Here is an 11,540-nt window from a genome sequence, read left to right on the forward strand (position 1 = left end):
CGTTCGGAGGAATTTATGAAACAGCTGATCTATGCAGCAGATGATGAAAAAGATATTCTTGAAGTTATAGAAGGATTCCTTGAAAATGCAGGCTTTGATGTGTGTATATTCAGTACGGGAGACGCTCTGTATGAAGCGTTCCGTGAGAAGCCCTGCGACCTTGTTGTACTTGATATAATGATGCCCGGAAGGGATGGACTTACTATATGCAGGGAACTTCGTGCTATATCGGATGTTCCCATAGTTATACTGACTGCAAAGGAGAGCGAGACCGACCATATGCGCGGTTTCATGCTCGGCGGAGATGATTACCTTATAAAGCCTTTTTCGCCTTCGCTTCTCGTAGTAAGGATACAGGCTCTTCTCAGACGTGTGGGCATGAGCGGTCCTGTACATTCGTCACTTTCTTTCGGGGACATCACTTATTCGGAGGAAAGTCATGATGCACTCTGCAACGGAAAAAGCATCGGTCTTACCATGACGGAGTTCTCACTTCTCGGATGTCTTATCAAAAATGCAGGTTCGGCTGTATCAAGAAATGAGCTTCTCGATAATGTCTGGGGTATAGATAATAATGATATAGAAACAAGAGTTACTGACGAAACTGTTCGCCGCATAAGAAGGAAAATGCGCGAAGCAGGAAGCAGTGTGAAAATAACAGCCATATGGGGATATGGATATAAACTGGAGGAAGGCGATGAATAAGGTTCGTTATCGTATAGCAGTCCTTGCGGGAAGCTCAGTTATCATCGCCATTCTTATAGTTATGGTGATATTCAATATAACTATCAGACATAAGATAGAACGTGACGCATACAATTCTCTCAGCAGTGAGATGGCTTCTGCAAACGAAGGTGCTTCGATATATATGCCCGAAAGTATAATAATATCGAAGGATGATAACGGCAAGGAAGTGGCTCCCTTTTTTATGACACCTAAGGAAAAGTCCATAATGGAATGGTACGGCCCGGAAGAAAGAAAGGGTATTTTAAAAGCAGTTATAGACGGAAATACTTACTATCTGAAAAAGGAAGAAAAGGATGAACTTGGTGATACGGTTTATATGGGAGGATATTATGTGACCGATGATGATGGTGAAGATGATATGTACAGCGTTGAAACGAGTATAGCTACCAGCGGTGATATAGAAAGTATGATCTCATATATCGATGTTACAGGCGAGATAAAAATGATAGGACGTATGGACATTTTCTTCATACTTACCGCACTGCTGATAGGTACGATAAGTGCTGCTTCGGGTTACTGCATAGGACGCAGACTCGAACAGAATCAGCTTGCACAGAAGCAGTTCTTCGAGAACACATCCCACGAGCTGAAAACTCCGCTTACAGCCATTCAGGGTTATGCGGAGGGCATTGAAAAGGGAATAATAACCGACATGGCGAAGACGGGACAGGTCATATCTGCCCAGACTTCAAAAATGAGCCGAATGATAGAGGAGATACTCTGTATCGCAAGGATAGAAAGCGGAGCGGTCAGACTTGAAAAAGAGACCGTTGCACTTGATGAACTGATACAGGACTGCCTTATGCCCTTTGAAGGAACGGTACAGAATAAGGGACTTGAAGTTAAACTCGGACTTTCTGATATAAAGGTCGAAGCGGATGCGGAGAGACTGGAACATGCGATCTCAAATCTGCTAATAAATGCCATAAAATACGCTCAGACACGAATAGAGATATCGTGCAGCAGCAAAAGCATATGTATCTCCAATGACTGTCCTCCTATTTCGGACGATGTGCTGAAGCATATTTTCGACCGTTTCTATACAGGTCGGGACGGCAATACGGGGATAGGTCTGTCTCTTGCGAAGGAGATAATCGAGCTTCACGGCTGGCATATCCGTGCAAAGCGGCTGGATAACGGGATAATGTTCAGTGTAGAGCTTGAGTGAGATGCTCCTGCGGCATTGAAAAAACAATAACAGAACAGGAGAAAAAATGGGTTCATTACTTCTTGCGGTCATTTATCTGGCATTTATAAGTCTCGGACTTCCTGATTCACTTCTGGGTTCGGGATGGCCAACTATGCAGGCGGATTTCGGAGTTCCTTCATCATATGCAGGATATGTGTCGATGTCCATATCATTCATGACTATACTGTCTGCGCTTATCGCACCGACGCTGATAAAAAAACTGAAGACACAGTGGATAGTTGTGTTATCGATATTACTGACAGTCGTGGGACTTATCGGCTTCTCTTTTGCAAAAAGCTATGCTGTCCTGTTTATGTTCGTTGTGCCTTATGGCTTTGGGGCGGGTTCTGTGGACTCGGCTCTCAATAACTATGTAGCCAAACACTATTCCTCGTCAGTGATGAATTTCCTGCACTGCTTCTATGGTGTGGGAGCTATGATAAGTCCATATATTATGTCACTTGCCCTTGCAAAGGCACACTGGAATGAAGGCTACCGCTGGACTGCTTATATACAGACGGGAATAATGCTTGTATGCTTGCTTTCGGTACCTCTTTGGAAGCGGAGCGTGTCCGATGAAGCGGACGACGAACAGGAAAGTGCAGGTATAAGAGATGTGCTGAAGCTTCACGGTGTTATACCTACACTTATAGCGTTCTTTGCATACTGTTCGGGAGAAAGCACATGCTTTCTCTGGACGTCCAGCTATTTTACAGGAACAAGGAATGATATCAGTGCCGAAACGGCAGCGGCTTTTGGTTCGCTGATATTCGGCGGACTGATGCTCGGAAGACTGATATCAGCATTTGTATCGGACAAACTGGGAGACAGACTTCTGATACGCATTGGAATAGCTGTTGAAGCTGTCGGTATTCTGATGATGCTGATGCCTTTTGAGAGCTTTATACCTGCTGCTGTCGGATTTGCGGTAACGGGTATCGGCATGGGACCTGTTTATCCTGCGATACAGCACATGGCTCCCGTGAACTTCGGCAAGAAAAACAGCGCAGCAGTGATAGGACTGCAAATGGCTTCGGCTTATATCGGAAGCACGTTTATGCCTATGGTATTCGGCCATATACAGCAGGCTGCCGGAATATGGATAATGCCGCTGTATCTGACGATATTCGCTGTAATGACAATAAGCCTTCTGGAATTTGCTTACAAACGCCTCAGAACATGATAAGTAAAAAGCCGCCTGTGTGCAGTATTGAACACAGGCGGCTTAGTATATGGAATCAAATTGAAATGGATGAGTTATCTTAAAGACTCGATACAGCTTTCTATATCTTCGGCGGAGAAACCTGACGTTCTGATGACCATTATATGCTCATCATCTATCCTTCTCGCATAGCTGATGTGGTGCTGTGAAAATGCATTGTAGCTTGCTTTGCAGTAGCTGACTCCGCTGATAGTTACTTCCTCGGGACCGCTTACATCGGTTGCTTCGATATCGGTAAGTTCCAGTTCGCTGCGTCTGATGAATTCTTCGGGTGATATATCCGGAGTTTCGGGGTATCTGAGCTTTGTATCATAGAACCAGACATCTGCCATTTTTACGCTGTCCGTATCCTCGCTGTATGAAGCGGAAGCATCTAAAATACCTGTCAGATAGAAATCCTTATCTTCGGGACTCATGAACCTTGTGGGCATCATATAGTGAGTGTAAAGGTCGGCTTCATCAAGGAAATGTGCGGCTTCGGGAAGTGTGAGCTTTATTCCTGCATAATCGGAAATATAGACGTTTCCCTCAGAGGTTCCTTTTTTGATCTCAAAGCCTTCGGATGAATCGCTCTGCGAAACGGTTTCTTCAGAACCTTCGGTGTCTGTTTCGGATACGTCGGTTTCAGCAGATACTGCCTCTTCGGTATTCAGTTCGGGTTCTGTATCTTCGGTAGGCTGTGGACTTGTTTCCGAAACTGCTGCAATAGTGGATACGGCTGAACTTTCTGCATTAGGGGTAGTTGTATTATTTCCGCAGGAAGTAAGTGTGCAGACTGCGGCTGCAAATGCAATGATAGCTGTTATTTTTTTCATAATGGTTGACTCCTTTTACGTATTTTTACATGTGGAAGCACTTTAACTTCCTTTCATAAGTACTATTCGTACCAGTATGATAAACTGTAACAGTTAAAATGAAATTTTTTTACAGTTCGTCACGAATGAAAAGGCATGAACGTTTCCTTTGCTTGAATAATTCGGAAATTCCGGCAGATAATATTACCGCACCAATTATTCTCGGAGGTAATAAATATGAAAGCAACAGGAATAGTAAGACGTATCGACGATCTCGGGCGTGTAGTGATACCAAAGGAGATAAGACGCACAATGCGAATCCGTGAAGGTGATCCTTTGGAAATATATACCAATAACGACGGCGAAGTTATATTCAGAAAGTATTCAGCCATAAATGAAATGAGCGAAAATGCAGGCTATATCGCAGATATAATGCACAGGACAGCAGACTGTCCCGCACTTGTTTTTGACAAGGACCATGTTGTGGCTTCTTCGGGAGTCTCAAAGCGTGAATTTGCAGAACGCAGGGCTTCTTCTCAGCTGGAGGAGCTTATGGATAACCGCGGACAGTATTACTGTCCCGACGGAAGGAACAACCGTTTTTACCCTGCCGAAGGCGTGGAAAAGACAGCTATTGCGGCAGTGCCTATAATAACGGCAGGTGACGTATCGGGAGCGGTAGTTTTTCTTACGTCGGATAAGTACACCGAAGCTACCGACCTTCAGAAGAGTCTTATAAGTGCGGCGGCGCAGTTCCTTGCCAGACAGATAGAGTGATATATAATGCAAAGAGATCCACCATGCAGAAAAATGGCGGATCTCTTTATGTTTATCGGTTCTTTTGGGGACGAAGCTCCTGAAAGAAAGCTCCGCACCTGTTGCAGTACCACAACAGTCTGCCTGAGCGGTACATTGGCAAATTGATATTGATACCCCATTCGGGATATTGTCTGAACATCATGACGCTTGCATCCGATACATAAGCTGCAAATGTTATATAATGCTCCTTTGTCATTGGATGATCGGAGGTGATGTACCATTCTCCGCCCGTATCCTCGACCTTTAACATTTCGCTGTCCTCCGCCTTTTTGAATTCAAGGGGAGTGAGTACATTTCCGCAGCAGGTGATCTTTGCCTCGGAAGTTGAGGTCATCACGTTGCCGCACTCTTTGCAAACGTAGAATCTGAGTTTTTTCATATTTCCTTTCTCACTTTCATTTTTATCGATCTCGCCCTTAAGCAGAACCTGTATATCCGTGCCGAATACCTCAGCCAGCGCCGAGAGAAGCGATATATCGGGACATCCGCTTCCGCATTCCCATTTTGATACTGTTTTATCGCTGACGCTGAGATAGTCTGCAAGCTGTTTCTGTGTCATTCCCAGTTCTGTTCTGAACTGCCTTATGAGTTTTCCCGTTTTCATCTGATCCATAGTATCACCTCTGTTATCAATGTGTTGTTTCCGCTGATATTTATTATACGCTAAAGGCGCTGTACAGTCAATCTACGCTCCGTAGGATGCATCTCGGAACATCGTTTGACAATTCCCTTTCAGGATGATATAATAAATGTGTACTCAATAACCGCCTGATGGCGATTATTGCCCCGAACTTTGTTCGGGGAGCGCAAATTCTGCATAAAACAGTGAATTTGCGCGTCGCATTTCTTTATGTCAAGCTCATTTTGCCCTTTCGGGCAAAACAAAGTGCAAGAAAAACTTCTATATAATAATTTTTTCCTGCACTTTGACAACTTAAAATCGGCTAAAACAAGCTGTATATAGCCGATTTTAAGTTGCTGAGCAGACATTAATAATATTTAAGACTCTTTTCCGAACGGAGAAGCAATAATTATGACCATATGCGCTTTGCGCTGAAAAGGAGAGTATATCATGAGCGGAAATTACAATAGCTATGAAAGTCCATTCTGTACACGTTATGCAAGCGAGGAGATGCAGTACATTTTCTCGGCAGATAAGAAGTTCACAACCTGGAGAAAGCTCTGGGTAGCACTGGCAAGAGCAGAAATGAAGCTCGGTCTGCCTGTTACCGAGGCTCAGGTTAAACAGCTTGAAGAACATATAAACGATATTGATTACGAAATGGCTGCCGAGCGCGAGAAGATAACACGCCATGACGTTATGGCTCATGTATTCACATACGGTCAGGCTTGCCCCGATGCCGCAGGTATCATCCACCTCGGAGCTACATCCTGCTATGTCGGAGACAATACCGATGTTATCATCATGCGTGATGCTATGCAGGTAGTACGCAGAAAGCTCCTGAACGTTATGAACAACCTTGCAAAGTTCGCAGAGCAGTATAAGGACATGCCTTGTCTGGCTTATACTCACCTTCAGCCCGCACAGCTCACTACAGTCGGCAAGAGAGCTACACTCTGGCTCAACGAGCTCCTTATGGACTTCGAGGACTTAGAATACCGTATATCAAAGCTGAAGCTTCTCGGAAGCAAGGGCACAACAGGTACACAGGCTTCATTCATGGAGCTTTTCGAGGGCGATACCAACAAGATAAAGCAGCTTGAAAAGATGATAGCTGAGGAAATGGGCTTCGATGCAGTTGTTCCCGTATCAGGTCAGACCTATTCACGCAAGGTGGATTCAAAGGTGCTGGAGGTGCTCAGCGATATCGCACAGACAGCAAGCAAGTTCTCTAATGACATGCGTATACTCCAGTCCTTCAAGGAAATGGAAGAACCCCGTGAGAAGAAGCAGATAGGTTCATCAGCTATGGCTTACAAGCGTAATCCTATGAGATGTGAGCGTATCACTTCCCTTGCACGCTATGTCATGATAGACAGCCTAAACCCTGCATTCACAGCAGGTACACAGTGGTTCGAGAGAACTCTTGACGACTCGGCAAACAAGCGTATCTCAGTTGCAGAGGCATTCCTCGGAGTGGACGCTATCCTCAACATCATGATGAACGTTACAAACGGTATAGTCGTATATCCCGAGATGATACGCCGCCGTGTAATGGCAGAGCTTCCTTTCATGGCAAGCGAGAACATAATGATGGACGCTGTTAAGAAGGGCGGAAACCGTCAGGAGCTTCACGACCGTATCATGGATTACTCTATGGAGGCAGGTGCAAACGTCAAGGAGCGCGGTCTCGATAACAACCTCTGCGAACTTATCGAAGCTGATCCTATGTTCATGGTAACAAAGGAGGAGCTGGACGCTGTTCTCAAGCCCGAGAACTATACAGGCAGAAGCTCACAGCAGGTTGACGAGTTCCTTGCAGAGTGCATAAATCCTGTCCTCGAAGCCAACAAGGATATCCTCGGCGAAAGCTTTGAAATGAAGAACTAAACGCAGCCTTCGGCTGCTCAGTTGAGAGTTTTTGATACCCTCCGCTGTCAAGAGCAGCTTTTTCAACTCTCAACTCTAAACTCTCAACTTTTTGCGATATTCCGCACTCTACGAAGCGTAGACTCCGCTTGATACCGTAATTCTACGCCTCATGGGTGTACTTTTTCTCCGCGGCATGATACACTTTTCTCAGAAAGGAGGACACATGAATGGATCAGGTAAAGATCGGCAGATTCATCTCTCAGATGAGAAAAGAAAAAGGACTTACACAGAAACAGCTTGGCGAAGAACTCCTTATCAGTGATAAGACAGTTTCCAAGTGGGAGACAGGCAAGGGTATGCCCGAGGTGTCCCTTATGCTCCCCCTCTGTGAAAAGTTAGGTATCAATGTAAACGAGCTCCTCACGGGCGAGCGTATCCCCGACGAGGACTACAAGAAAAAAGCGGAGGAAAATATTATGAATATCATGCGTGAAAAAGAGGAAAGCATAAGAAAAATAATCATTTCGGCTATTTCAGCCGCTATCGCAGTACTTGCAAGCGTTACGATCATATTAGTGGCAGGCACACTGAAAATGGAAACATGGCAGAGGATTCTGCTTATCGCAATAGCCGTGATCGTTATGGCAGGCGGTATCGCTGTTGCCTGCATGGCGGATCTGAGCGCAGGCACCTATGAGTGCACTCACTGCGGAGCACGTTTCGTTCCGTCTGCAAAGAGCTATATTTTCGGCGCTCATACTATTACAAAGAGAAAGCTCACCTGCCCAAAATGCGGCAAGCGTTCATACTGCAAGCGCAGATTAACTCACTAAACGCAGAGCCTGCGCACCCTTGCCACGCGAGCTGAGCCAGCTTGCTCACTATTACTAAATTTGTAAAATGTACATTGCTTACGGCGCTTTGTATAAATTACGCCCTGTAGGAGCGCCCGCAGGATACAAATATTATTGTCGGGCGGCGTTCCGCCGCCCCCACACTGAAACATCAAACAGGTAAATAATAAAATGAAAAAAGAATATCTCGAAGCAGGCAAGATAGTCACCACCCACGGCATACGCGGCGAGGTGAAGATAATGCCTTACACTGACAGCCCCGAGCTTCTTGCGGAGTTCGACAGGCTGTTCATCGGCAAGAACAAGGAAGAATTATATATCGAGCGCTCCCGTGTGTTCAAAAACATGGTCATAGCCAAAATAGAGGGCATAGATACTCCCGAGGCGGCTGAGAAACTCCGTAACAAGATCCTCTATATGCACCGTGATGACCTTGAACTGGACGATGATACCTATTTTATACAGGACCTTATCGGTCTTGAAGTCCGTGATGCTGATACGGACGAGGTCTACGGCAAAATAGCTGACGTCCTTGAAACAGGCGCAAACGATGTCTACGTCATAAAGGGCGAGGACAGAGAGTACCTCATACCTGCGATCGCAGATGTGGTAGTTTCAACGGATATCGACAATAACCTCATGACTATACGGCCGCTGGAGGGACTTTTTGACTGATGAAGATAGAAATAGCTACACTTTTCCCCGAGATGTGTGAGGCAGTTCTCGGCGAGAGCATAGTCGGCAGGGCAAGAAAAGCAGGCAAGATAGAAGTTCACTGCCGACAGATAAGAGAATACACTCAGGATAAGCACCGCAGAGTGGATGATACTCCATACGGCGGCGGTATGGGAATGGTAATGCAGTGCGAACCGATATACAACTGCTATAAGGCAGTATGTGAGGAGTTCGGCACAAAGCCCCATACTATATATATGTCCCCGAAGGGAAAGATTCTGACTCAGGAACGTGCCAAAGAGCTTGCACAGCTCGACAGTATACTTATTATATGCGGTCACTACGAGGGCGTAGATCAGAGAGTCATCGACAAGATAGTTGACGAGGAGATATCCATAGGGGATTACGTCCTTACGGGCGGAGAGCTTCCTGCTATGGTGCTTACGGACTGCGTTGCGAGGATGTGCAAGGGAGTTCTTTCCGATGATGTGTGCTTCGAGGACGAGAGCATATACAGCGGACTTCTTGAATATCCGCACTATACCCGTCCCGAGGTCTGGGAGGGTGAGGCTGTACCGCCTGTGCTGCTTACGGGACACCACAAAAATATTGAGCAGTGGAGGCATGAGCAGAGTCTTGCGATAACAAAGGAAAGACGTCCGGACCTCTTTAATAGTTACTCTCAAAATAAAGATTGACCATTTATTGCGGTTTAGCTTGTTAAAATGTGTCTGAATTGTTAATATGAATTCTATATATCCCCATTGTAATTATTGATAAACAACTTGTATACTTTTTAAAATTTTCTCCGATAAGCATATTCAATACAATCCTATGTTGAAAGTTGTCGGTTTTGCACAACGAATCTCAACAATTTTTTATGGTGATAATCCACAAGCGGATGAAATAAAACCGATTCCGAATTCGTCTAAATGTAGAATTTAAAGGTTTTACGGCTCTTATCCGCAAAAATCCGTTGACTATCACGAAAATTGAAGGTATAATTAAGACAGCAAATGAAACGTGGTCACTTTAACGCCTAATGAATGTTTCTTAATTATGAACGAGAAACTTCATAAGTGGTCAGCTAAAGTTTGCGAAAAAACAGCTCCGTGAGAGGGGCTCCACCATGATAAGTCTTGAAAAAGACTTTGCACAGAGAATAGGAGAGTTGTATATGTTTGTAAGAGAAGTAATGGTAAAAAATCAGGTCGGACTTCACGCAAGACCTGCAACCTTCTTTATTCAGAAGGCTAACGAGTTCAAATCGTCTATCTGGATCGAAAAGGAAGAGCGCAGAGTAAACGCTAAGAGCCTGCTTGGTATCCTTTCACTTGGTATCGTTGGCGGCACTAATGTAAAAGTTATCGCTGACGGCGCTGACGAGAGAGCTGCTGTAGATGCACTCGTTGATCTCGTAGACAGCGGATTCAGTGAAGAAAACAGATAAAGAATAAACCAATAATTTTGGCGGTCACTAAGCTGTGACCGCCATTTTGTTTTTTATGCGCCGTTCATGGTGTCATACATTGTCTCGGCAAATATGCCGTATCCACGGGTAGGATCGGCTACGAATACATGAGTTACAGCACCGATAAGCTTGTTATCCTGTATTATTGGACTTCCGCTCATGCCCTGAACTATACCTCCTGCGGTATCAAGAAGCAGGGGATCGGTTATGTGTATGACCATATTCCTGCCTGTATCATCAGCTTTATAGTCCACACGCTCTATCTCGGCGGAGTACTTTTTGGGTTCTCCCCCCTGTATAGTTGAAAGGATATATGCCTTCCCTGTTTTTACGTCCTGACGCCGTCCCATCGGGAAACTTCGGATGTTTCCGGAAAAATCACCTTTTGCGGTAAGAGTTCCGAAAACGCCGCTGGATGTGTTCTTTTCCAGTATACCTATGGTCACTCCGTTATCAAAAGAACCCTTCAGCTCTCCGGGGATGCCTTTTTCGCCTTTTTGGGCTTCGGTTATATCTACAGATACCGCCTCGCCGCTGTGAAGGGGAACGTTCTCTCCCGTATCCGAATCGCAGACAGGGTGTCCGAGACCTGCAAACTGTCCCGTAGCAGGATCGAAGAATGAGACTGTGCCTATTCCTGCGATGCTGTCTCTTACCCACATTCCGCCGCGCCATACTCCCTCGGCGCTGTATACGGGCATGAGGTCGATATTACTGTCTGTACCGTTCCTGTTTATGATGAGCCTGACGGCTTTTCCGCCGCTGGAGCTGATTATCTGCTGTAATTCGCCGTTTGATGAGACTTTTTTACCGTCGGCAAGCTTTATTACATCTCCCTTTTGTATACCCGAAGCATCGGCGGGACATATCCTGCTTCCGTGGGTATCCGTCACTTCCCCCAGACCTGTTACCATTACGCCTTCCATAAGAAGCTTTATACCGAATGGCATACCGCCTGCACAGAGTACGGGAGTTTCCTCCTGTTTTACCGCTACCGATTTTACGGGAACAGTCCCGAACAGTGCAAGAGTAGCCGAATCGCCCTCGGGACTGTCGATACAGCCGATATCGGGGTAATTTGCGATACGGAGCTCTGTTCCTGCGTCTACGGTCACAGCATCGGGAAGCCTTACAGAGTAATATTCTGCCGTACAGAAAATCCCTGCGAGTACAGCCGCAAGCACTGCCGCTATACCTCTGGAAAATCCTCTTTTCAGCTTCATTACATACCTTCTCTCGTTTTTTTGTATCTTTGCAGATACAGTTATAGTTTTA

General features: G+C 45.5%; 12 protein-coding genes. 9 read left to right on the plus strand and 3 right to left on the minus strand.

Annotation, left to right across the window (positions count from 1 at the left end; all coding sequences use genetic code 11):
- Positions 1-15: 15 nt before the first annotated feature.
- The 3 genes from BT127_RS02535 to BT127_RS02545 are packed head-to-tail and all read left to right on the plus strand — an operon-like array spanning position 16 to position 3,119.
- Entirely contained in the window at positions 16-705 is a 690-nt protein-coding gene (locus BT127_RS02535) for a response regulator transcription factor (RefSeq protein ID WP_075423452.1), read from the plus strand.
- Positions 698-1,915, plus strand: coding sequence for a sensor histidine kinase (locus tag BT127_RS02540; RefSeq protein ID WP_075423453.1), 1,218 nt, complete (start codon positions 698-700; stop codon positions 1,913-1,915). The genes BT127_RS02535 and BT127_RS02540 overlap by 8 nt, the downstream gene beginning before the upstream one ends.
- Before the next feature lie 46 nt (positions 1,916-1,961).
- Positions 1,962-3,119 (plus strand): MFS transporter, encoded by a 1,158-nt coding sequence (locus tag BT127_RS02545; RefSeq protein ID WP_075423454.1) that lies wholly within the window; start codon positions 1,962-1,964, stop codon positions 3,117-3,119.
- Between the two features lie 74 nt (positions 3,120-3,193).
- Here the strand turns inward: BT127_RS02545 and BT127_RS02550 are convergent, their stop codons facing one another.
- Entirely contained in the window at positions 3,194-3,973 is a 780-nt protein-coding gene (locus BT127_RS02550) for a hypothetical protein (RefSeq protein ID WP_075423455.1), read from the minus strand.
- 216 nt (positions 3,974-4,189) lie between these two features.
- Here BT127_RS02550 and BT127_RS02555 point away from each other — a divergent pair, with 216 nt between their 5' ends.
- Complete coding sequence (locus BT127_RS02555) at positions 4,190-4,729, plus strand: stage V sporulation T C-terminal domain-containing protein (protein WP_075423456.1); 540 nt, start codon at positions 4,190-4,192, stop codon at positions 4,727-4,729.
- 52 nt (positions 4,730-4,781) lie between these two features.
- On the opposite strand, the gene BT127_RS02560 is transcribed toward BT127_RS02555, so the two are convergent.
- The gene (locus tag BT127_RS02560; protein ID WP_075423457.1) at positions 4,782-5,384 is read right to left on the minus strand and encodes a helix-turn-helix domain-containing protein; all 603 of its coding nucleotides are present in this window, start codon (positions 5,382-5,384) and stop codon (positions 4,782-4,784) included.
- A 459-nt stretch (positions 5,385-5,843) separates the two neighbouring features.
- On the opposite strand from BT127_RS02560, the gene purB reads away from it, so the two are divergent.
- From purB to BT127_RS02585, 5 genes are all read left to right on the plus strand, one after another.
- Entirely contained in the window at positions 5,844-7,283 is a 1,440-nt protein-coding gene (gene purB, locus BT127_RS02565; protein ID WP_075423458.1) for an adenylosuccinate lyase, read from the plus strand.
- A 209-nt stretch (positions 7,284-7,492) separates the two neighbouring features.
- Entirely contained in the window at positions 7,493-8,098 is a 606-nt protein-coding gene (locus BT127_RS02570; protein WP_075423459.1) for a helix-turn-helix domain-containing protein, read from the plus strand.
- A 192-nt stretch (positions 8,099-8,290) separates the two neighbouring features.
- Positions 8,291-8,794, plus strand: a complete 504-nt coding sequence (rimM, locus tag BT127_RS02575) for a ribosome maturation factor RimM (RefSeq protein ID WP_075423460.1) — start codon at positions 8,291-8,293, stop codon at positions 8,792-8,794.
- Entirely contained in the window at positions 8,794-9,492 is a 699-nt protein-coding gene (gene trmD / locus BT127_RS02580; RefSeq protein WP_075423461.1) for a tRNA (guanosine(37)-N1)-methyltransferase TrmD, read from the plus strand. The genes rimM and trmD overlap by 1 nt, the downstream gene beginning before the upstream one ends.
- A 479-nt stretch (positions 9,493-9,971) precedes the next feature.
- Positions 9,972-10,244 carry an HPr family phosphocarrier protein gene (locus BT127_RS02585; protein ID WP_075423462.1) on the plus strand — a complete coding sequence of 91 codons (273 nt, stop codon included), beginning with the start codon at positions 9,972-9,974 and terminating at the stop codon, positions 10,242-10,244.
- A 53-nt stretch (positions 10,245-10,297) separates the two neighbouring features.
- Here the strand turns inward: BT127_RS02585 and spoIVB are convergent, their stop codons facing one another.
- Complete coding sequence (gene spoIVB / locus BT127_RS02590) at positions 10,298-11,488, minus strand: SpoIVB peptidase (protein ID WP_075423463.1); 1,191 nt, start codon at positions 11,486-11,488, stop codon at positions 10,298-10,300.
- Positions 11,489-11,540 lie beyond the last annotated feature (52 nt).

Origin of the sequence: Ruminococcus sp. XPD3002 (genome assembly GCA_900119535.1) — a bacterium.
Lineage (GTDB): Bacteria > Bacillota > Clostridia > Oscillospirales > Ruminococcaceae > Ruminococcus > Ruminococcus flavefaciens_H.